This is a genomic window from Azospirillum humicireducens, assembly GCF_001639105.2.
Lineage (GTDB): Bacteria > Pseudomonadota > Alphaproteobacteria > Azospirillales > Azospirillaceae > Azospirillum > Azospirillum humicireducens.
Genome location: NZ_CP028907.1, coordinates 686017 through 709125, shown reverse-complemented (window position 1 = coordinate 709125; position 23109 = coordinate 686017). Strand labels below are relative to the sequence as shown.

The following is a 23109-nucleotide window of genomic DNA, read 5'->3' as shown; positions in this document are numbered from 1 at the left end:
GGCTGACATTCCGCCCGATCTCCTGGGTGGCGGCGCTCTGCTGTTCGACTGCGCTGGCGACCGACACCGCCATCTGGTCGATGTCCGCCACCACGCCGATGATCTCGGAGATCGAAGCCGCCGTTTCCGTTGCGACCTTCTGAACCGATGCGATCTGGCTGCCGATCTCNGCGGGCGGCTTCGATGGTGGCGTTCAGCGCCAACAGGTTCGTCTGGCCGGCAATGCCGCTGATCAGGGCAACCACTTCGCCGATGCGACGGCCGGCGGCGTCCAGGCCGGCGACCAGTTCGCTGGCGCGCTGGGAGCGTTGTGTCGCGTCGCGGGCGATCCCGCGGGAATGGGCGGTCTGGCGACTGATCTCCTGGATCGATGCCGCCAATTCTTCGGAAGCCGACGCGACCGTCTGGACGCTGGTCGCCGCTTCGCCCGATGCATTCGCGGCCGAGGTGGACTGGCTGTCCGTCTGGGCGCTGATCGCCGACAGGGACTGTGCCGTCGCCTCCAGTTCGGTTGCGGCGGACGCCAGCATGTCCAGCATGCGGCGGGCGTCGAGGTCGAAGCGGTCGGTGAGGGTGGCGATGCTTCGCGCGCGGTCGAGCTGGACCTGTGCTTCGGCCTTCTGCTTCTCCTCCAGCTCGTGGTTGCGGATCATGTTCTGCTTGAAGATTTCGGTGGTTCGGGCGATGTCGCCGACCTCATCCCCCCGCCGGGTTCCGAAGACCTCGGTGGTCAGGTCGCCATCGGCGAGCTGGCGCAGGGATCCCACGATGTGCCGGATGGGGTCGACGATGGCCTTGCGCGAAACGAACTGTGCGGCGGCAAATCCCACCAGAATGCCCCCAACCGCCACAATCCCCATGATCCAGAGCGTGCGGTAGAAGATGTCCGTGGCCTCGTTGGCGAGATGTTCCGCCTTCATGAGATTCAGATCGGCGAATTGGCGGATGGCGCCTTCCAGCTTCGCGGCGGCCTCACGGCTGGTTTGCCCTTCATGGTTCAGCCGCTTCTGAGCCTCCGAGATTTCGACGGTGCCGGCGATTTCTTCCGCCACCTTCAGCGTCGCATCCAACTCCCTGAGATAGGTTTTCCCGAGGTTCTGAATCCTCTCCACATGCTCTTTGTTTTCTTTGTTGGAAGACTTGAGAAGTTGTTCGATCCGCTCAATGAAAACGGCACGATAATCCTCTATGGCCTTTTTTGCCTCGAGCAGGTTTTCTTTGCTTGGGTTTGCAGCAATCATGTATTCAGCACGGTTGAGGGAGAGAAGGTTCACCCTAAGCCTAACACTAAGAGTGCTTTCGAGCCCAGATGCCGCGATGTCGTCCGTAGATTTGTTTAGTTTGCTCAGGCTGTTGCCCGAGATAATTGAAATTATCACTGAGACTGCGATAAGTATAGAGCTTATAATGGTAATTTTTGTCGTTATGGAAGCGTTTTCCATTGAAACATCTCCTTTCGGGAATTAATTCAAATTCATCCGTTTGCCCTTTGTGGGGCTGGGCAATCGTCGCGTGATATATCAATCATCATATCCGGCATGTCGAATACCAATTTGCATCGGTTTGTAACAAAAGAATCGAGAAGATTAAAATAATAATAATGAAGACTCATGGATTAATAAGAGAAAGATCAAAGTTCAATTCAAAATTGTTTATGGTGACATCGGGCGATTATTAAAAACTATTTATCATTAATAAATTCAAGAGTTAAAGAAGCCATATGTATATAATGGAATTTAATAAATTTTTTGATGTGTGATTTTCCGCATATGCGCCGCGATGAATGGTTGTGTATTGAACCATTGGATGATTTAAATCACACTTTTGGATGAAAAGGGGGGGGCTTGCGGTGACATAATCTGTTGCTGCCGGCAAGGGCGTCAAAATTTGGTTGATAGAGAACAATTTATAGCTGCATATTTTTCTGATAAAATGCTCGTTTTAATTTTGTTTGAGCGCGGCTGACGCAGCAAAGAAAACGGAAAAAGATGGATCGCAAAACCTTAAATGGGCGGAGAACCGCTTCATCTCGCTCCTGATGGCCGAAACAGGATAGCCACCGGCTTCCGGACAAAAAAAAGCCGCCGGGGAAACCGGCGGCTCTGAAGTCCGAGAGGAACGTCCAACAAGTTGTGCCGCGATCAGACCACGGCGCATCCAGCGGTACAGCGACTAATATATTAATATCTCATGCGCTTGGCAAGCGGCTTCGATGGTTCGGCCGGTTTTTTCATCCGGCGGGCGTTCCGGCCTGTGCGCAAAGCAAAGGCGTTCCCCGGCGATGGAGCCGGAGAACGCCTTGGGAAAGGGGGTGCCGGATGTTCAGTCGGCGGCGCCGGTGGCGGCTTGCGGGACCGATGGGGCAGCCGTCTTGCCGCGCTCCCCCAGCACCAGGGCGATGATGACGAAGGCGGTCAGGTCGAACACGGTCAGGCAGGCGAACAGCGGCTCATACCCGATGGTGGTGGCGAGCTGGCCGATGATCAGCGAGAAGATCATGCCGCCCATGTAGCCGGCCATGCCGCCAAAGCCGGTCGCCGTGGCGACGTCCTGCTTCTCGAAGGTGTCCGTGACCAGGGCGTAGAGCAGGCTCGACAGCATCTGGTGGGCGAAGGCACCCAGCGAGAACAGGAAGATGGCGGTGATCGGGCTGGCGGAGAAGCTGATCAGGGCCGGGCCGACCATGCACAGCGCTCCGATTCCGACGCCGGCGATGCGGGAGTTGACCAGCGACATCCTGAAGCGTTTCACGAAGAAGGGCGACAGGTAGCCGCTGAGGATGCAACCGAGATCGCCGAACAGGAAGGGCAGCCAGGCGAACAGGGCGAATTGCTTGATGTCCATGCCCCGCGTGGTGACCATGTACAGCGGGATCCAGAAGCTGAAGGTCTGCCATGCCGGTTCGGTCAGGAAACGGGCGGCGGCGATGCTCCAGAACTTGCCTTTGCCAAGCACGCGCTTCACCGAGGGCTTCGGCAGTTCGACATGCTCCTGGCCTTCAAGGATGTAGGCGTGCTCCTCATTGGTCAGGCGCGGGTGGTTCTCCGGGTTGCGGTAGAGCATGAACCACAAGGCCGACATGCCGATGCCGAGCAGACCGGTGACGAGGAAGGCTTCCTGCCAGCCATAGGTCAGCGACAGCCAGATGACGAAGGGCGGGGCGACCATCGCGCCGATCGAGCTGCCGGTGTTGAACCAGCCCGTGGCGATCGAGCGTTCCTTGGCCGGGAACCACAGGGTGGAGGTCTTCACGCCCGATGGCATGGCCGCCGCCTCGCTGATGCCGAGCAGGCCGCGGAAGAAGGCCATCGACTGCCAGCCGCCGGCCAGCGCATGCATGGCGGCCGCGGTGCCCCAGACGAAGGCGAACATGGCGTAGCCGAGCTTCAGGCCGATCAGATCGGTGATGTAGCCGGCGATCGGCTGCATCAGGCTGTAGCAGAGCTGGAAGGCGCTGACGATGAAGGAATACTGCTCGGTCGTGAAATTGAGTTGCTCCTTGAGCGTCGGCGCCAGGATGCCCAGCGTGTTGCGGTCGATGTAGTTGACCACGGTGCCGAGCATCATCAGGGCAAGGATTTGCCACCGCAAACCACGGATCGTCTTCATTCTTTCCTCACATGCCTGCTTCGGCAGGCGCCGGTGCGCACGTACAGTCCCTGGACGGCTTTCCTTGGCCGGGATGCCTTGCCAACGGGTGTTCGGTGCCGGGCGACGGGTACGCTTCCGCTTCCGCTTCCGCTTCATTTCAAGGAGGGCGGGAGCCGCGTTGAAAGAGTTATATTAATATATCAGTGAAGGCATCAAGTGGTTTTCCCGGACTGCCTGCAGCCTCAGCGAAAATGTCGCAGGCCAATGCTGCGGTGCACGATTTCTTCGCAATTGCAGCGTAGTGGGGGCCGGTGCCGACGGTCGTTTCTTTGCTGCGATGCAACCTTTTCAATGGTTGAGAAATTTGTCTTTCTATTCGGATTACTGAAGAGGAGCGGTCGATTTTCCGCATCCGCATGTAGGAGGCCATGGCAGCCAGCGGAGATAAATGATCTGGATCAGTGGGCTGAGCTCGCTTGACGTCCGCGCGGGGTGCCGGCTATGGGGGCCCGCACCGGAGATTTCCCATGGAACGCCTGCACGGCGGCGTATGCTGCGGTGAGACAAATTGAGACCTTCCTTGCAAAAGTAATATATCAGACTGTTGTGCGGCGCAGAGCGGTGGCGGGCGGAAAATCCGCGTCGGACTGACACGCGTCATTGCGTCGATCCTTCGGGCAGCAGACCCTTTCCCCTGGTCGACCGCCGTTTCCTGCAGCGTTTTCCGCCGGCTTCCGCCATTGCCGGCCCTGCCCATCGAAGACGCCTTACGGAGATCACCGTCGCCACGCAGAAGGACCTTTTCCGGCATGACCCAGACCTCGACACCGACCCCATCCACCCAGGCCGTACCGCGTTCAGCTCCGCCTTCCGCCCGCATCATGGACGGCAACGAGGCGGCTGCATCGGTGGCCTACCGCACCAGCGACGTGATTGCGATCTATCCCATCACGCCATCCTCGCCGATGGGGGAGTTCGCCGACGAATGGTCGGCGGCGCGCCGTCCCAACCTGTGGGGAAGCGTTCCCGTCGTGGTGGAGATGCAGTCGGAGGGTGGGGCCGCCGGCGCCATCCATGGCGCGTTGCAGGCCGGCACCCTGGCGACGACCTTCACCGCATCGCAGGGCCTGTTGCTGATGATCCCCAACATGTACAAGATCGCCGGGGAACTGACGCCCTTCTGCATGCATGTGGCGGCCCGCACGCTGGCGACGCACGCGCTGTCGATCTTCGGCGACCATTCCGATGTGATGGCCTGCCGCCAGACCGGCTTCGCCATTCTGGCCTCCGCCAACGTGCAGGAGGCGCACGACATGGCGCTGGTCGCCCATGCCGCGACCTTGCGGGCGCGGGTGCCGTTCCTGCATTTCTTCGACGGTTTCCGCACCTCGCATGAATTCAACCGCGTCGAGACCATGTCCGACGAGGATCTGCGCGCGCTGATCGACGACGCCTGCGTCGATGCCCACCGCCGCCGCGGCCTGACGCCGGACCATCCCGTCGTCCGCGGCACCGCGCAGAATCCGGACGTCTTCTTCCAGGCCCGCGAGGCCGTGAACCCCTATTACGACGCCTGCCCGGCCATCGTGCAGGAGATGATGGACCAGCTGGCCGCGCGCACCGGCCGCGCCTATCGCCTGTTCGACTATGCCGGCCATCCGCAGGCGGAGCGGGTGGTGGTGGTCATGGGCTCCGGTGCCGAGACCTGCGCCGGTGCGGCCGGGCGGCTCGTGGAGGAGGGAGAGCGGGTCGGTTGCCTGACCGTTCGCCTGTTCCGCCCCTTCGCCATCGCCGATTTCGTTTCGGCCCTGCCGCCCACCGTTCGGCGCATCGCCGTGCTCGACCGCACCAAGGAACCGGGGGCCGTCGCCGACCCGCTCTATCTCGACGTGGTCGCGGCTTTGGCGGAAGCCCGCGCCGCCGCCCCCGAGCTTGCCGAGCCGATGGTGATCGCCGGCCGCTACGGCCTGTCGTCGAAGGAGTTCACCCCGGCGATGGCGAAAGCCGTGTTCGACGAGCTGAAGCGCGAGCGTCCGAAGCGCCGTTTCACCGTCGGCATCACCGACGATATCACCCACCACTCGATCCCCTGGGATCCGGCCTGGGGCATACAGGAGCCGGGCGTTTCCCGCGCGGTCTTCTTCGGGCTCGGCGCCGACGGCACGGTGGGGGCCAACAAGAATTCGATCAAGATCATCCAGGCGCACAGCGGAAATCATGCCCAGGCCTATTTCGTCTATGACAGCCGGAAATCCGGTTCCACCACCGTGTCGCACCTGCGCTTCGCGAGGGAGCCGATCCATGCGCCTTACCTGATCGGTCAGGCCGAGTTCGTCGCCTGCCATCATCTGCCGCTGATGGAGCGGGTGGAGGTGGTGGAGATGGCAGCCCCCGGCGCCACCGTCCTGCTGAACGCCCCCGGCACGCCGCAACAGGTGTGGGACGTCCTGCCGGCGGAAGTGCAGCGCATCTGCATCGAGCGTAAACTTTCGCTCCATGCCATCGACGCCGGCGCCGTGGCGCGCGAGGTCGGGCTCGGACGTCGCGTCAACACCATCATGCAGACCTGCTTCTTCGCCCTGTCCGGCGTGATGCCGGTCGAGGACGCGATCGCCGACATCAAGGCGGCCATCGTCAAGACCTACTCCCGCCGCGGCGAGGAGGTGGTGAAGCGCAACATCGCCGCCGTCGATCAGGCGCTCGCCCATCTCCGCGCCGTGCCGGTGCCGGACCATGTCACCGCCGACCACGACCGCCCGGCCCCGGTGCCGGAGACGGCGCCCGACTTCGTCAAGCGCGTCACCGCGATGATGATCGCCGGCCATGGCGACCGGCTGCCCGTCTCTGCGTTCCCGGTGGACGGCACCTGGCCGACCGGCACCTCCAAGTATGAACGCCGCAGCATCGCGGCGGAGGCGCCGGGCTGGAACGCCGACCTCTGCATCGAATGCAACAAATGCGTGCTGGTCTGCCCGCATGCGGCCATCCGTGCGACGGTGGTGCCGGAGTCGGCTCTGGTGGATGCGCCGGCCGGCTTCGAGACCATCCCCTACAAGGGCCGCGAGTTCCCCGGCGGGCGCTATCGCCTGCAGGCATCGCCGGCCGACTGCACCGGCTGCACGCTCTGCGTCGCCGCCTGTCCCGCACAGGACAAGGGAGGCTCCGGCCGCAAGGCGCTGGAGATGCGTCCGATCCAGGCGCTGACCGGCGAGCAGGAGGCCTTCGACTTCTTCCGCAGCCTGCCGGCCATCGCGCGCGAATCGGTGCCGGCAACCGTCAAGCACACCCAACTGCTGGAACCGCTGTTCGAATTCTCCGGCGCCTGCGCCGGCTGTGGCGAGACGCCCTACATCAAGATGCTGACCCAGCTGTTCGGCGACCGCATGGTGATGGCGAACGCCACCGGCTGCTCGTCGATCTATGGCGGCAACCTGCCGACCACGCCCTACACCACCGACGCCAGCGGCCACGGCCCGGCCTGGGCCAACTCGCTGTTCGAGGACAATGCGGAATTCGGGCTCGGCATGCGCGTTGCCATCGACCAGATGGCCGAACAGGCTCGCGACACGCTGGCGCTACTGTCCGCACAGCTGGAACCCGGTCTGGTGACGGAGCTGCTGCAGGCCGAACAGACCGACCCGGCCGGCATCGCCGCCCAGCGTGGCCGCGTCGCCGCCCTGATGGGGCAGCTTGCCGCGGTGAAGGACCCGCTGGCCCGCCGGCTGGAACAGTTGGCCGACTATCTGGTCCGCAAATCGGTGTGGATCGTCGGCGGCGACGGCTGGGCCTATGACATTGGCTATGGCGGGCTCGACCATGCGCTGGCGTCCGGGCGCGACGTCAACATCCTGGTGATGGACACGGAGGTCTATTCCAACACCGGCGGCCAGCAGTCGAAGGCGACGCCGATCGGCGCCTCCGCCAAGTTCGCCACCGCCGGCCGGTCCGCCGCCAAGAAGGATTTGGGCCTGATGGCCATGGCCTACGACCATGTCTATGTCGCCCGCACCGCCTTCGGCGCCCGTGACAGCCACACGCTGAACGCCCTGATGGAGGCGGAGGCCTACCGCGGTCCGTCGCTGGTGCTGGCTTACAGCCATTGCGTGGCCCATGGGTTCGAGCTGTCGCACGGGCTGGAGCACCAGAAGCTGGCGGTGGACAGCGGCCACTGGTCGCTCTACCGCCGCGACCCGCGCCGGCTCGCCGACGGCAAGACCGCTCTGCAGTTGGACAGCGGCGCCCCCTCCGCCGGACTTGCGGCGTTCATGGCCGGCGAGTCGCGCTTCAGCGCGGTCGAGCGCAGCAACCCCGAACGCTACCACGCCCTGCTGGACGAGGCCGAAGCGGAGATCCGCCGCAAGCGCCATCTGTTCGAGNCCGCCCAGCGGGGGAGGGTTGGGGTGGGGGCATTCGAAGCCGACACCCCAGCCACATTGCCGCACCCTTTTCCCCTTGCGCCCAATATTAATATATTAATATATTTTCCCATCGCCCGTGCCTGTTCCGATGGCGCCGGCCCTGCCTTTCTGCTCCTGTAAGGATGCCCAGTCATGCGTTCCCTGACCCGTGACCAGCTTGCCGGTGGCGCGTTCGACGTTGCCCATACCGCCGGTGCGCCGACCCTGCCCGTGACCATCCTCCAGGTGGGCGACGGCAATTTCCTGCGCGGTTTCGTCGATTGGATGGTCGATGTCGCCAACGGCCAGGGACTGACCAAAGCCGGTGTCGCCATCGCCCAGCCGCTGGATCAGGGCATCGCCGAGCTTCTGAAGGCGCAGGACACCCTTTACACCGTCCTGCTGCGTGGCATCGAAGGCGGGTGCGAGGTCGAATCGCGCCGTGTCGTCTCCTGTGTGTCCGAGGCGCTGAACCCCTATGCCGACTGGGCGCGGATGGTGGAGCTGGTCTGCTCGCCGGACCTGCGCTTCTTCGTTTCCAACACCACCGAGGCCGGAATCGCCGACCGCGAGGAACCCTACACCCCAGGCACCTGCCAGGACGGCTTCCCGGCCAAGGTCGCGGCCCTGCTGCATGCCCGCTACAAGGCGCTGGGCGGCAGTGCCGACAGCGGCGTCGTCTTCCTGCCCTGCGAGCTGATCGAGGCCAACGGCGCCAACCTGAAGCGGATCGTGCTGGCCCATGCCAAGCGCTGGGGCCTGGAGGCGGGCTTCGCCGACTGGGTGGAGACGCACAACCACTTCCTGAACACCCTGGTCGACCGCATCGTCCCCGGCTATCCGAAGGACGAGGCCGCGGCGCTCAGCGCCAAGTGGGGCTATGAGGACCGGCTGGCCGTTGCCGCCGAACCCTTCCATGTCTGGGTGATCGAAGGGCCGGCCCATCTGGCCGAGGAACTGCCGCTGCACAAGGCCGGCCTGAACGTGGTCTGGACCGACGACCTGCAGCCCTACCGCACCCGCAAGGTCCGCATCCTGAACGGCGCCCACACCGCCAGCGCGCTGGCCGCCTATTGCGCCGGGCTCGATACCGTCAAGTCGATGATGGACGACCCGACCGTGTCGGCTTATCTGAACAAAGTGATGTTCGAGGAGATCGTCCCCTACGTGCCGCTGCCGGAGGCGGAGCGACAGGACTACGCCCGCACCATCATGGAGCGCTTCGGCAACCCCTATATCCGGCACGAGCTGATCTCGATCACGCTCAACTCGGTGTCGAAGTGGCAGGTCCGCGTGCTGCCCAGCCTGAAGGACGCCGTGGCCCGCAACGGGCAGGCTCCAGCCGGACTGTCCTTCTCGCTGGCGGCGCTGCTGCGATTCTACCGTGGCAAGCTGGTCGATGGCGCCTATACCGGCGAGCGCGAGGCGGGATCCTACCCGATCAGCGACAATGCCGGGGTGATCGCCGCCATGAGCGCCGCCTGGACGGCAAATGCCGGCGATTTGCGGGCGCTGGTGGCTGCGGTCCTTGCGGACGCCCGGCTGTGGAAGGACGATCTGACCGCCATCCCCGGCCTTGCCGCCCGCGTCGCCGACAGCCTTGCCGCCATCGAGGAAAAGGGCATGAAGGCGGCCATGGCCGATCTCGCTGGGGCGGAGCTTGTCGCCGGCTGAACCGGCTTGCATGACAGAAGCGCGGGGCGTGTCCGCAAGGGGGCGCTCCGCAAGGCACGGCATCGATGACACCGACATTGACCCTTCGCATCGCCGAGTTGGAGCTCGACGCGGCGGTGCTTCGCCATCGCCTGTTGCATATCCCCCTGGCTCTGCAGGAAGATTGCGGCCTGTGGGCGAGCCACAGGACGATCGGACGGCAGGCGCTGACCCTGTTCCGGGCCGTCCGGCAGGAAACCCGCGACAGTGGCGACGAGACCGAATGCGATCAGGCGCTCAGCCGGATCGAAGCGGCCTATCAGCTCGTCCATGACGCGATCCGATCCCTGTCCGTGCTGGCTCTCGCAGACCTGCCGACCCGCCACTGACGGGCAGCGATTTACGACGCGTGAGGAAGACCGACGATGCAGACGACCGAAACGAGGAAGCGGACACGCCGCGGCACCCAACGGGTGACCATGACCGACGTGGCGAACGCCGCCGATGTGTCGCCCAGCACCGTGTCGCTCTATCTCCGCCGTCCGGGGGCGGTGTCCCGCCACCTTGCCGAGCGGATTGCCCGTGTCATCGACGAGATGGGCTATGTGCCCAATCTGGTGGCCGGCAGCCTCGCTGCGGCGCGCAGCCGCACCGTCGGCGTCATCCTGCCCTCCATCCTGAATTCCTTCTTCGCCGAGACCTACAACACGCTTCAGGGCATGTTCCAGGCGGCGCACTACCAGACCCTGCTGGGCGTCAGCGAGTTCAGCCCGGAGGAGGAGGAAAGCCTGATCAGGGCCTTCCTCGCCTGGTCGCCGGCGGCGATGGTGGTGACCGGCTTCCACCACACAGAACGGACCCGCGCCATGCTGGCCTCCTGCGGCGTGCCGGTGGTCGAGATGTGGGACATGCCGTCCCATCCGGGCGAGGCGGTCGGCATCAGCGTCGGCTTCTCGCATTTCGAGGTCGGCCGCATGCAGACCAGCCATCTCTATGACCAGGGCAGCCGCAAGGTCGCCTATATCGGTGCCGCCGCCCATCAGGACCTGCGCGTGCGCAGCCGCACCGACGGCTATGAGGCGGAGGTTCTGCGGCGTGGCCTGCACGATCCCATCGACTTCACCGTGCCCGACGCCGCCACGACGGAGGTCGGCCGCTGGCTGATCGATGAGATCCTGACGCGTCACCCCGACATCGACGGTGTGGTCTGCTCCAACGACGCGCTGGCGCTGGGCGTTCTGTTCGAGGTGACCCGTCGCGACTTGCGCGTGCCGGACGATCTGGCGGTGGTCGGCTTCGGCGATCTGCCCTTCAGCAATTCCTGCCCGCCGCCGCTGACGACCGTCCGCCCGCCCCAGCGCGAGATCGGCCGCCTCAGCGCGACGCAGATTCTCGCGGCATTGGATGGTGCCCGCATCGCGCCCCAGCACCACAACCTCGACTGTGAGTTGGTGATCCGCGGCAGCACCCGGCCGGTTGGGAAGAGGTAGGAAGCGGGGCCTCCCCAGAAGAGGATGATGGGACATTTCATCAACTTTGAGCGTGCGTGGTTGACGCCTTTTGTTATCATTAGGATAATTTGAGGCATCAAGCACAACCAGGAACGCAGGGTGGACTGGCTCATGGCGCTCGGACTGCACTCATCACGCCGCAACTTCCTTGTCGGCGCCGGCCGTTTCGCGGGGGCCGCCGCTGCGGTGCGATTGATGCCGGGATCCGCCTTCGCCGCGGAGCCAGGTGGGGCGTACTGTCCGCCGCCATCGGCCTGGTCCGATCTGGCGAAGGCGGTGAAGGGCGGGGTGCTGCGGCCGGAAGATCCGTTCTTCGCCGATGTTTGCCGGCCCAACAACCTGCGCTACGGCGCCACCCTGCCGGCGGGCATCGCCCGCTGCGCAAGCGCCGCGGATGTCCAGGCCTGCATCCAATGGGTGAAGCAGCAGGCCATGCCCTTCGCCGTGCGTTCCGGCGGCCACAGCTACGCCGGCTTCTCCACCACGCCCGGCCTGCTGATCGACATGACCAGGATGGCCGGAGCGGAACTGCTGCCGGGCAAGGACGGGCTGGTCAAGGTCCTGGGCGGCACGCTCAACTCCGCCGTCTACAAGCAGATGGAACGGCTGGGCCGCACCATCACCCATGGGCGCTGCGATTCGGTCGGCGCCGCCGGTTTCCTGCTGGGAGGCGGCATCGGCTTCAACATGCGCAAGTACGGCATGGCGTCCGACCTGCTGCACGCGACCGAACTGGTGACCGCCGACGGCAGCCACGTCAAGGCCGATGCCGATACCCACTCCGCCCTCTATTGGGCATGCCGCGGCGGTGGCGGCGGCAATTTCGGCATCAACACCTCCTTCACCCTGGAAACCCGACCGGCGGAGGCGGTGACGGTCTTCAACCTGACCTGGACCGACAAACTGCCGACGGTGCTGAAACTTCTGCTCACCGAACTGGCGGCCGCGCCCGACGATTTCGGCAGCAAGATCAACGTCACCATTCCCAGCCGGCAGGAACAGTGCGACAAGGTGCCGGTCAGCGTCTCCATCCTCGGTCAACTCCACAGATCGAATGCGACGCTGAAAGAGATCTTCAAATCCACCTGGGAGTGGATCGACTGGAGCAAGTCGCAGGTAAAGGAAAACATACCGTACTGGGAGGGCCAGGATTTCCTGACCGAGACGACCTTCCCCTATTACTATCAGGAGAAATCGAGCTACATGAGGGCGGCGGATATCGGCGATGAGGCCATCGCCGCGATGTTCGACTGGGCGGCAAAGATGCCCGCCACCTCGATGCCGGTGGCCTTCAAGTTCTTCCAGGTCGGCGGCGCCATCAACCGGGTCGGCCCGACCGAGACCGCCTATGTCCACCGCGGCTATGACTGGCTGTTCTCGGTCGAGGCCAACTGGTGGCGGCCGACGGATTCGGCCCTGCTGATCGAGCAGGCGCTGGAGTGGCAGCAGCGCTTCTACGACGACGTGAACCGGCGGACCAGGGCGCAGGGGGCGTTCCAGAATTTCCCCGACCCGTCGCTGGCCGATTGGCAGCGCGCCTATTACGGCGAGAATCTGGCGAAGCTGGCGGAGGTGAAGAAGGCGGTCGATCCGGCGATGCTCTTCACCTTCGCGCAGGCGATCCGCCCGGCCTGAGGCCCGGCGGCCGCGGCATCCGGCACGGATACCGGCGGCCATCATCGATGAGCGCCGGTATCTGCAGGTTTGCCCGGATCGGACCACGAACGGTCCGGCCCGGACAACCCCGATGGCCCTATGATTTCGCGGGAGTGCCGAGCCCGCCGATGTGTGGGCGGGGATCGGAACTCCCGGTCAGCGAGGCGGCTGGACGGCCAGCGGATCGACATAGGTCGGCAGCGTCAGCCGGTAGACCAGCAGCATGGTGTCGACATCGGCCCCGGCATCATAAGGGGCGTCGGCTTGATAGCCGTTGCGGGTCAGGAAGTCGTTGTCGTTGCCGACGAAAAGGAAGAAATCGTTGGGCCGGTCGGCGTCGAGCGCCGGAAGCAGCCCAATCGCCTCCCATTTTTCCGACAGCAGGTTGGAATCCTGGGCGCCGCCATTGTGCAGCCCGAACTTCGCCAACTGGCCGTTGTCGTTGAGGCTCAGGAACTGGGTGTAGGACGCGGGCGTCACCGACGCCGCGAGATTGCCGCCGGGGGCGACCGGGGTGGTGTCCTCGTAGACAGTACCGACCAGATTTGTGGCGTTCGACACATCGACGATGTCGATGCTGCGGTAGAGCGAGTCCGTGCCGTCCATCCCCTGGCCGTTGTTGCTGTCGCGCGACAGGACGAGGAACTGCTTGTCGGTTAGCGCCAGCATCTCGCTCTGCGCCGCCACCAGCGTCTTGTTTCCCGACTGGAAGGTGGGGAGTTGCACGACGTAATGGCCGATCGGCGTCGGGCTGTCCGGGTTGCGGGACACATCGTAGATCAGCAGACGGGTGTTGCGCCGGGTGGCGCCGCCGCCGCCGGTGCCGCCGTCCTGGCGGGTGGCGCTCTGCAGCAGGGCGGCCAGCTTGGTCTTGTCCGGCGTCAGCGACAGGCCTTCCAGCCCCTGGTTGTTCTGCCGTCCGCTGGCCGGGTTGGCCGGGGACGGCGCCGGCTGGCCGGCGGCCGGGTTGTTGGAGGAGAAATCGAGCCCGCCGTTGCGCACCGGCAGCAGGGCCGCCGGCGGCTGCACCGCCGAGATCATCCGGCCGGTTGCGGAGAAATGGTAGATGTAGGGGCCGTATTCGTCGCTGATGTAGAAGCTGCCGTCGGCCAGCCGGGCGATGCCCTCGGTATCGAGGCTGATCTTGCCGTTGTAAGCCTGCGGCAGGGGCGGCAGGCCGTTGGACGCTGCCCGTACGCCGCTGCCTGGCAGCGGATCCAGTCCGGTGGTGACGGCACCGTCTGCGTCCGTCAGCAGGGTGGTATCGATCAGGTTCATCGTGATCTGCGACTGCTGCCCGGCGCCGGCGGCCAGTGCGGCACTGCCGTAATAGGGCGTCAGCGTCAGGGCCAGCGTGTTCAGGCGGGGCCGGTAGTCGGTCGTGCCGGTGACGTTGTAGCCGCGGTCGGGCAGGGCGAACATGATGCCGCTGTAACTGTTGCCGCTGCGCCGCCAGGACTTCGCGTCGAAGGTCAGTCCCGACATCGAGCCGAGCGTCTCGCCATACTTGTCGCGGGCGCTGGCGCTGATCCGGCCGACGCCGACAAGACCCTGGTTGATGAAGCTGGAGCCGGCTACGGTCGCGCTGTCCACGGTCTGGGCGGAGGCGACACCCACCGCAACCCCGCAGGTGGACAGAAGCAGAGTGGCAAGACCGGTTGCGGACAGCAGAATCGTCCGCAACTTGCCTGCGCAGTGCGTCTTGGACATTGAAAAGCCCCCAAAGCGAATCCCAGAGGGGTTATTAGTCGCGGGCGGGTGACGGCATCGTGTCGCCTTGGTGACGGGTCGATGACGTTTGTCGGAGGGCCTGTTGTCAGAGGGGTTTGTTGGCGGCGGGGCTCAGTCGGCCCGCAGCCCTTTGGCCTGGAACTGCCCGCGCACCCGCTCCACCAGGTCACGAGACGGCGGTTCGGTGTCGGTCAGCATGTATTTGCGGCCGAGCGACTTCCATTTGTGTTCGCCCATCTTGTGGAAGGGCAGCACATCGACGCGGTCGACGACGCCGAGGCCGGCGACGAACTCCGCCAGCCCGTCGATCTCGGCGGCGTCGTCGGTCAGGTTGGGGACCAGCACATAGCGCAGCCAGATGCGCTTGTTCAGCCCCGCCAGCCGTTCGGCGAATTCCAGCGTTGGGCGTAGCGGGACGCCCGTCAGGTGGCGATAGGTCTTTTCAGAAAAGGCCTTGATGTCGAGAAGGACGAGGTCGACGTCCTCCAGCAGATGATCGTCGGCATGGTTGCCGAGGAAACCGGAGGTGTCGAGCGCGGTGTGCAGGCCCAGCGCCTTCGCCCCGCGCAGGATGGCGGCGGTGAATTCGGGCTGAACCAGCGGCTCGCCGCCGCTCAGGGTCAACCCGCCATGGGCGCGCTTCAGGAACTCGGCATAGAGCGCGATGTCGGCCAGCACCTCGGTCGAGGTCGTCCGCGTCCCGTCATGCATGTGCTGGGTGTCGGGATTGTGGCAGTAGAGGCAGCGCAGCGGGCAACCCGACATGAACAGGACATAGCGGATGCCCGGCCCGTCCACGGTGCCGCCGGTTTCGACCGAATGGATCCAGCCGGAAACCGGCCCCAGGCCGTTGGGGGGGCGGGGAGGGGGGTAGGCGTTCGTCATTGCGGAATGTCCGTCTGAATATCTGTCGTCCACATGGGACCGCATTCCGAATTCGCCACCCCCGCCGGCAAGGCGGGGATGACGGATTGGAGTTCCAGGCCGTTGGACGAACTGTCCGGACGGTCTTCAGTGCTTGTCGTGGAACGTGCGGCTGATGACGTCGAGCTGCTGCTCGCGCGTCAGCTTGATGAAGTTCACCGCATAGCCGGACACCCGGATGGTCAGCTGCGGATACAGCTCCGGATGGTCCATGGCGTGCAGCAGCGTCTCGCGGTCGAAGACGTTGACGTTGATGTGGTGGCCGCCCTGGGCGGCATAGCCGTCCAGCATGCCGACCAGATTGTCCACACGCTCGCCTTCCGTCCGGCCCAAGGCGCCGGGGACGATGGTGAAGGTGTAGCTGATGCCATCCTGCGCATGGGCGTAGGGCAGCTTGGCGACGCTGGCCATCGACGCGACCGCGCCCTTCTTGTCCCGTCCGTGCATCGGGTTCGCACCCGGCGCGAAGGGCTGGCCGGCCTTGCGGCCGTCCGGCGTGTTGCCGGTCTTCTTGCCGTAGACCACATTGGAGGTGATCGTCAGCACCGACTGGGTCGGCATGGCGTTGCGGTAGGGCTTCTGCTTGCGCAGCGCCGTCATGAAGCGCTCCACCGCCCAGATGGCGATGTCGTCGACGCGGGCGTCATTGTTGCCGAAGGCCGGGTAGTCGCCCTCGATCTCGAAATCGGTGGCGAGGCCGTTCTCGTCGCGGATGACCTTCACCTTGGCATGCTTGATCGCCGACAGGCTGTCCGCCACCACGCTGAGGCCGGCGATGCCGCAGGCCATCGTGCGCAGGATGTCGCGGTCGTGCAGGGCCATCTCCATCCGTTCATACATGTACTTGTCATGCATGTAGTGGATGGCGTTCAGCGCGTTCATGTAGACCTTGGCCAGCCACTCCATCATCGGCTCGAAGCGGGCCATGACCTCGTCATAGTCCAGCACGTCGCCGGTGATGGGCGCGAAGGCCGGGCCGACCTGTTCGCCGGACACCTCGTCCTTGCCGCCGTTGATGGCGTACATCAGCGTCTTTGCCAGGTTGGCGCGGGCGCCGAAGAACTGCATCTGCTTGCCGATGCGCATGGCCGAGACGCAGCAGGCGATGCCGTAATCGTCGCCCCAATAGCCGCGCATCAGGTCGTCGTTCTCGTACTGGACCGAGCAGGTCTTGATCGAGGTGTCGGCGCAGAAGCGCTTGAAGCCGTCCGGCAGCTTCTCCGACCACAGCACCGTCAGGTTCGGTTCCGGCGCCGGGCCCAGGTTGTGCAGGGTCTGCAACATGCGGAAGTTGGTCTTGCTGACCAGCGTCCGGCCATCCAGCCCCATGCCGCCCAGGCATTCGGTCACCCAGGTCGGGTCGCCCGAGAACAGCTGGTCGTATTCCGGCGTGCGCAGGAAGCGGACCAGGCGCAGCTTCATGACGAAGTGGTCGATCATCTCCTGGGCCTCGGCCTCGGTGATGACGCCGTCGCGCAGGTCGCGGTCGATGTAGATGTCGAGGAAGCTGGACACACGGCCCAGCGACATCGCCGCGCCGTTGGCTTCCTTGACCGCCGCCAGATAGGCCAGATAGGTCCATTGCACCGCCTCGCGGGCGGTGGCGGCGGGGCGCTTGACGTCGAAGCCGTAGGAGGCGGCCATCTGGACCAGCTCCTTCAGCGCGCGGATCTGCTCGGAGATCTCCTCGCGCAGGCGCAGGACGTCCTCGTCGATGCGGCTGACTTCCAGCGAGGCCAGTTGGGCCTTCTTGTCCTTGATCAGGAAATCGGCGCCGTAGAGCGCCAGCCGGCGATAGTCGCCGATGATGCGACCGCGACCGTAGGCGTCGGGCAGGCCGGTGATGACGCCGGACTTGCGGCAACGCAGCATCTCGGGCGTATAAACGTCGAACACGCCGTCATTGTGCGTCTTGCGCAGGACCGGGAACACCTCCTCCAGCTTCGGCGACGGGGTGTAGCCGTATGCTTCCAGGCCGGTCTTGACCATGCGCCAGCCGCCGAACGGCATGATGGCGCGCTTCAGCGGCTTGTCCGTCTGCAGGCCGACGATCACTTCCAGCTCGCGGTCGATATAGCCGGCGGCGTGCGAGGTGATCGAGGCGAAGATCTCGGTGTCTGCATCCAGAACGCCGCCCTTCGCGGCGCGTTCCTGCTTCAGCAGGTCGGTGACCTTGGCGAACAGCGCGGCGGTGCGGGCGGTGGGACCGGCGACGAAGCCCGCGTCCCCTTCATAGGGCTGCAGGTTGCGCTGGATGAAATCGCGGACGTCGACCGATCGGCGCCAGACGCCCGGGGCGAAACCGCGCCAGGGGTCGGCGGCGGACTGCTGCTCCGGGGCCTGGGCAAGTCCGTCCATCAGCAGGGTGTCCATGATGTCTCCTTAGAGCTATAGACGTCGGCGCGGTCAGGGGGCCGTGTCGGCGGTCGTGTGATGCCCGCGAACAAGCGGAGCGATTGAAACCATAGGCGCTTCTGGCGCCGGTATCGTTGATACACGTCATAACTTCGGGCCGGGACACCGTCGCGGCGATCCGTCCCTCTTGCGCTGGATGCCGATACCGTTGCGTTCCGTCCTGTAGTTTTACTACATACTCCCGGACGGGCTTCCCGGCAAGGCGCGCAGCCTCGGCATTTTGTCGCAGGGTTAGGCGCAGCGGCTTGGAAATCCTTGGAAACTGCCTGACTGGCGCGCGATGGATTCGGTCGTTCGCAGCGCTGTATATGTAGCTTTGCTACATGTGATAGGCTGGCGCACAATCAGAAGGGAGACACCCCCGATGCTGGCGAGAATCGCCGCGGTCCGCGACCAAATCCGGCCTTCCGAACGCAAGCTGGCCGACTATGCCATGGCCCATCCGGGCGATGTGATCAACCTGTCGATGGCCGAACTGGCGGAGCGGGTGGGGGTCAGCGAACCGACGGTGGCGCGCTTCTGTTCTGCGCTGGGCTGCCGCGGTTTCCGCGAATTCAAGATCAAGCTGGCGCAGGACATCGCCGGCGGCATGCCTTTCCTGCACCAGGACCTGTCGGTGGATGGGGAACTGAATGCGGATGGGGGAGTTCCAGGGGCGGTGCTGGCCGGCAAACTGTTCGACCGCACCATCGCCACCCTGATGCAGGTGCGCAACAACCTGCCGGCCGACGCGGTGGACCGTGCCGCCGACGTGCTGGCGGCCTCGCGCCGGATCGAGTTCTACGGCTCCGGCAATTCCGGCACGGTGGCGGAGGACATCCAGCGCAAATTCTTCCGGCTGGGCATTCCCACCGTTGCCTACACCGATTCCCACATCTACTTCGCGTCTGCCCTGACCCTGACGAAAGGCGATGCAGTGGTCGCGGTATCAAGCACCGGCCGGACCCGCGACATCCTGGATGCCGTCCAGAATGCCCGCAAGGCCGGCGCCGACGTGATCGCCCTTACCCGCTCCGGAACGCCGCTGGCGGAGATGGCGACGGCAAGCCTTGTCGCCGACATCGCCGACGATTTCGACATCCACTCTCCCATGACCGTCCGCATCGCCCATCTGGTGCTGGGCGATATCCTGTCCATCGCCGTGGCCCTGCGCATGGGCGACACGTTGCAGGAGCGTCTCAAGCGGCATGACCGCGCCGTCGACGCCCATGTGTCGGAGCGGAAGGCTGCCGGGAACAGTTAAGACAGGTCAGAGGTTCCGGCGGATCGGGGCGGCCCGATCCCAGGATCACGGCCCGCCCGGCAGCTTCGCCCCCTCGCGGGCATAGATTTGGATCGGCCGGCAATCCTCGTCGACCGCAACCACCACCGCGCCCGGCTGGCTGTTCAGGTACACCCAGGCGTCCCAGCGGACGATGGCGTCGCGGAACTCGTCACGGTAGATGCCATAGTTGACGCCGCGGATGTCCGATGCCGGCAGCCGGGCGCCCGTCAGGACCGATGCCACCGACGGATTGCAACTGTTGGAGACGTTGCGGTCCAGTGCGGCCAGCACGGCGGGGTCCGGTGTGGCGACCGGTGGCGGAGCGATGGACGCGCAGGCGGCAAGCAACAGGGGCAGTGCGCCGGCAGCCGCGGCTGCCGGGAAATTCGGTGTTTTCATGCTGGGCACCGTTCCTTCTCTCTGCACTTGTCTGAAAATGGCGCAACCTGTCGAATATGGGGGTGCATCCCCGCTTCGGCGATTGCAGGTTCGGCAAGCCTCCTGCGGCATGATCGCCGCCTGCCGCAGCGGCCGATTGCGGGCCTTGCCTCCCGCTCGCCTTTGGCGCAAGAGGTGTGGGAGAAATCCCTGCAACGTCGACGCTGCGGAGCCGCAAGCCATGTCCACCGGCCAGACTTTCGTCCCCACCTGCGACCTGTTCGACCGCTTCAAGGACGCGGCCCGCTATATCCTGCCGGGCTTCCGCGACTTCGGCGCCGTCACCCGCTTCAGCGGCGAGGTCGTTACAGTCAAGTGCCTGGAGGACAATTCCCGCGTCAAGGAGCTGCTGGCGACCCCCGGTGCCGGCCGGGTCCTGGTGGTGGACGGTGCCGGCAGCCTGCGCTGTGCCCTGATGGGTGACATGATCGCCGCCTCGGCGGTCAAAAGCGGGTGGGCCGGCGTGGTGATCTGGGGCTGCGTCCGCGACGTGGCTGAACTGGCCACCCTGCCGCTGGGCATCAAGGCGCTGGCATCCATGCCGCGCGCCTCGACCCGCCGCGACCAGGGGCTGGTCGATGTGGCCGTGGAACTGCCGGGCGCCCATATCCAGCCGCGCGACATCCTGTTCGCCGACGAGGACGGCATCGTCGTCCTGACGCCGGAGCAGGCCGCCGAGCTGAATTAAAGCGGAATGGCCGAAGTGGTCATACCAAGCACCGGTAATACCAGTGCAAAAACAGAGGCCATTTCATCCTGTCCGCTTCACGTAAGCAGGGCGCCCCCTTGCACTTTCACTTAAGCGGGCATATAAACCCGACCTGAGTTCAAGCGGGCCGTCTCACGGTTCCCATCCAAGGGCCGGCCTTTCATTTATGAGGAACCCTGCCGTGCTCGAAGCCTACCGCCAGCACGCGGCCGAACGCGCCGCCCTCGGAATCCCGGCCCTGCCGCTGACCGCCAAGCAGACGTCCGAGCTGATCGACCTGCTGAAGGCCCCGCCGGCGGGCGAGGAAGCGTTCCTCCTCGACCTCATCACCAACCGCGTTCCGGCCGGCGTCGACGATGCCGCCCGCGTCAAGGCAGGCTTCCTGGCCGCCGTCGCCAAGGGCAACGACAGCTCGCCGCTGATCTCCAAGGTGAAGGCCACCGAACTGCTGGGCACCATGCTCGGCGGCTTCAACGTCCAGCCGCTGATCGACCTGCTGGCCGATGCGGAGTGCGGCGCCGCCGCGGCGGAAGGCCTGAAGAAGACCCTGCTGGTCTTCGACTTCTTCCACGACATCAAGGAACTGGCCGACAAGGGCAACGCCAACGCCAAGGCGGTGCTGCAGTCCTGGGCCGATGCCGAGTGGTTCACCTCGCGTCCGGAAGTCCCGGCGTCGATGACCCTGACGGTCTTCAAGGTGTCGGGCGAGACCAACACCGACGACCTGTCGCCGGCCCCCGATGCCTGGAGCCGTCCGGACATCCCGCTGCACGCGCTCGCGATGCTGAAGAACCCGCGTCCGGGCATCGAGGCCGACGAGCCGGGCCAGCGCGGCCCGACCAAGCAGCTGGAAGAGCTGAAGAAGAAGGGCAACCTGATCGCCTATGTCGGCGACGTGGTCGGCACCGGCTCCTCGCGCAAGTCCGCCACCAACTCGGTGCTGTGGTTCACCGGCGAGGACATTCCGTTCGTCCCGAACAAGCGCTTCGGCGGCGTCTGCCTCGGCACCAAGATCGCCCCGATCTTCTACAACACGATGGAAGACGCCGGCGCCCTGCCCATCGAGTTGGACGTCAACAAGATGGAGATGGGCGACGTCATCGAGCTGCGCCCCTATGAGGGCAAGGCCCTGAAGAACGGCGAGGTCATCGCCGAGTTCACGGTCAAGTCCGAGGTGATCTTCGACGAGGTGCGTGCCGGCGGCCGCATCCCGCTGATCATCGGCCGCGGCCTGACCGCCCGTGCCCGCGAGGCGCTGGGGCTGGCTCCGTCGACCCTGTTCCGCCAGTCGGCATCCCCGGCCGACACCGGCAAGGGCTTCACGCTGGCCCAGAAGATGGTCGGCCGCGCCTGCGGTCTGCCGGAAGGCAAGGGCGTCCGTCCCGGCACCTATTGCGAGCCGAAGATGACCACGGTGGGGTCGCAGGACACCACCGGCCCGATGACCCGCGACGAGCTGAAGGATCTGGCCTGCCTGGGCTTCTCGGCCGATCTCGTGATGCAGTCCTTCTGCCACACCGCTGCTTATCCGAAGCTGGTGGATGTGAAGATGCACCATGAGCTGCCGGACTTCATCTCCACCCGCGGCGGCGTGGCGCTGCGTCCGGGCGACGGCGTCATCCACTCCTGGCTGAACCGCCTGCTGCTGCCGGACACCGTCGGCACCGGCGGCGACAGCCACACCCGCTTCCCGATCGGCATCAGCTTCCCGGCCGGCTCAGGTCTGGTGGCCTTCGCCGCCGCCACCGGCGTCATGCCGCTGGACATGCCGGAATCGGTGCTGGTCCGCTTCAAGGGCGAAATGCAGCCGGGCGTCACCCTGCGTGACCTCGTCAACGCCATTCCGCTCTACGCGATCAAGGCCGGCCTGCTGACGGTCGAAAAGAAGGGCAAGAAGAACATCTTCTCCGGCCGCATCCTGGAGATCGAAGGTCTGCCGGAACTGAAGGTCGAGCAGGCGTTCGAGCTGACCGACGCTTCGGCCGAGCGTTCCGCGGCGGGCTGCACCGTGCTCCTGAACAAGGAGCCGATCATCGAGTACATGACCTCCAACATCACGCTGATGAAGTGGATGATCGCCAACGGGTATGCCGACGCGCGCACCCTGGAGCGCCGCATCAAGGCGATGGAGGCGTGGATCGCCGATCCGCAGCTGCTGAAGCCCGACGCCGATGCCGAGTATGCGGCGGTGATCGAGATCGATCTGGCCGACATCAAGGAGCCGATCCTGGCCTGCCCGAACGATCCGGACGACGTGAAGACGCTGTCCGAGGTTGCCGGCGACAAGATCGACGAGGTGTTCATCGGCTCCTGCATGACCAACATCGGCCACTTCCGTGCCGCCGGTAAGATCCTGAACGGCAAGTCGGACATCCCGACCCGCCTGTGGATCGCCCCGCCGACGAAGATGGACGCGATGATGCTGACCGAGGAAGGCTATTACGCCACCCTCGGCAAGGCCGGCGCCCGCATGGAGATGCCGGGCTGCAGCTTGTGCATGGGCAACCAGGCGCAGATCCGCAAGGGCTCGACCGCCATCTCGACCTCGACCCGCAACTTCCCGAACCGTCTGGGCATCGATACCCGCGTCTATCTGTCGTCGGCCGAACTGGCCGCCGTCGCGGCGCTGCTGGGCAAGATCCCGACCAACGAGGAGTATCTGGCCCAGGTCGGCGTGGTGAACAAGGCTGCCGCCGACGTCTACCGCTACATGAACTTCGACCAAATCCCGGCTTTCCAGGAAGTCGCGGACAAGGTCGCCGTCCCGGCCTGATGGCCGGGCGCAGCGGTCGGTAACGAAAACCCCCGCCGGAGCGATCC

General features: G+C 65.0%; 13 protein-coding genes and 1 pseudogene. 8 read left to right on the top strand and 6 right to left on the bottom strand.

Features of this window, described 5'->3' with window-relative positions; genetic code table 11:
• Positions 1 to 170 precede the first annotated feature (170 nt).
• A partial coding sequence (locus A6A40_RS31155) for a methyl-accepting chemotaxis protein (RefSeq protein WP_211112052.1) occupies positions 171 to 1274 on the bottom strand: 1104 nt, incomplete at its 3' end.
• A gap of 1048 nt (positions 1275 to 2322) precedes the next feature.
• Positions 2323 to 3609 (bottom strand): MFS transporter, encoded by a 1287-nt coding sequence (locus A6A40_RS30240; protein WP_108549491.1) that lies wholly within the window; start codon positions 3607 to 3609, stop codon positions 2323 to 2325.
• Positions 3610 to 4472: 863 nt separating this feature from the next.
• Between A6A40_RS30240 and nifJ the strand changes: the two are divergent.
• From nifJ to A6A40_RS30210, 5 genes and pseudogenes are all read left to right on the top strand, one after another.
• Positions 4473 to 7967, top strand: a pseudogene (gene nifJ / locus A6A40_RS30230) (pyruvate:ferredoxin (flavodoxin) oxidoreductase); the annotation flags it as partial.
• Positions 7968 to 8141: 174 nt separating this feature from the next.
• The gene (locus A6A40_RS30225) at positions 8142 to 9662 is read left to right on the top strand and encodes a tagaturonate reductase (RefSeq protein WP_108549490.1); all 1521 of its coding nucleotides are present in this window, start codon (positions 8142 to 8144) and stop codon (positions 9660 to 9662) included.
• Between the two features lie 65 nt (positions 9663 to 9727).
• Entirely contained in the window at positions 9728 to 10030 is a 303-nt protein-coding gene (locus tag A6A40_RS30220; protein WP_108549489.1) for a hypothetical protein, read from the top strand.
• Between the two features lie 36 nt (positions 10031 to 10066).
• Entirely contained in the window at positions 10067 to 11131 is a 1065-nt protein-coding gene (locus tag A6A40_RS30215; protein WP_108549488.1) for a LacI family DNA-binding transcriptional regulator, read from the top strand.
• A 132-nt stretch (positions 11132 to 11263) separates the two neighbouring features.
• Complete coding sequence (locus tag A6A40_RS30210) at positions 11264 to 12787, top strand: FAD-binding oxidoreductase (protein WP_108549487.1); 1524 nt, start codon at positions 11264 to 11266, stop codon at positions 12785 to 12787.
• Positions 12788 to 12964: 177 nt separating this feature from the next.
• Here A6A40_RS30210 and A6A40_RS30205 read toward each other — a convergent pair whose 3' ends face one another.
• The 3 genes from A6A40_RS30205 to pflB form a co-directional block, all read right to left on the bottom strand.
• Entirely contained in the window at positions 12965 to 14518 is a 1554-nt protein-coding gene (locus tag A6A40_RS30205; protein WP_108549486.1) for an esterase-like activity of phytase family protein, read from the bottom strand.
• A 132-nt stretch (positions 14519 to 14650) separates the two neighbouring features.
• Positions 14651 to 15424 (bottom strand): pyruvate formate-lyase-activating protein, encoded by a 774-nt coding sequence (gene pflA / locus A6A40_RS30200; protein WP_236784156.1) that lies wholly within the window; start codon positions 15422 to 15424, stop codon positions 14651 to 14653.
• 126 nt (positions 15425 to 15550) lie between these two features.
• Positions 15551 to 17836 carry a formate C-acetyltransferase gene (gene pflB / locus A6A40_RS30195; RefSeq protein ID WP_108549484.1) on the bottom strand — a complete coding sequence of 762 codons (2286 nt, stop codon included), beginning with the start codon at positions 17834 to 17836 and terminating at the stop codon, positions 15551 to 15553.
• 406 nt (positions 17837 to 18242) lie between these two features.
• Between pflB and A6A40_RS30190 the strand changes: the two genes are divergently transcribed.
• Entirely contained in the window at positions 18243 to 19121 is an 879-nt protein-coding gene (locus A6A40_RS30190) for a MurR/RpiR family transcriptional regulator (protein ID WP_108549483.1), read from the top strand.
• Positions 19122 to 19166: 45 nt separating this feature from the next.
• On the opposite strand, the gene A6A40_RS30185 is transcribed toward A6A40_RS30190, so the two are convergent.
• Positions 19167 to 19541, bottom strand: a complete 375-nt coding sequence (locus tag A6A40_RS30185; protein WP_108549482.1) for a hypothetical protein — start codon at positions 19539 to 19541, stop codon at positions 19167 to 19169.
• Positions 19542 to 19761: 220 nt separating this feature from the next.
• Here A6A40_RS30185 and rraA point away from each other — a divergent pair, with 220 nt between their 5' ends.
• The gene (rraA, locus tag A6A40_RS30180) at positions 19762 to 20268 is read left to right on the top strand and encodes a ribonuclease E activity regulator RraA (protein ID WP_108549481.1); all 507 of its coding nucleotides are present in this window, start codon (positions 19762 to 19764) and stop codon (positions 20266 to 20268) included.
• 202 nt (positions 20269 to 20470) lie between these two features.
• Complete coding sequence (gene acnB, locus A6A40_RS30175; RefSeq protein ID WP_108549480.1) at positions 20471 to 23062, top strand: bifunctional aconitate hydratase 2/2-methylisocitrate dehydratase; 2592 nt, start codon at positions 20471 to 20473, stop codon at positions 23060 to 23062.
• Positions 23063 to 23109: the final 47 nt, after the last annotated feature.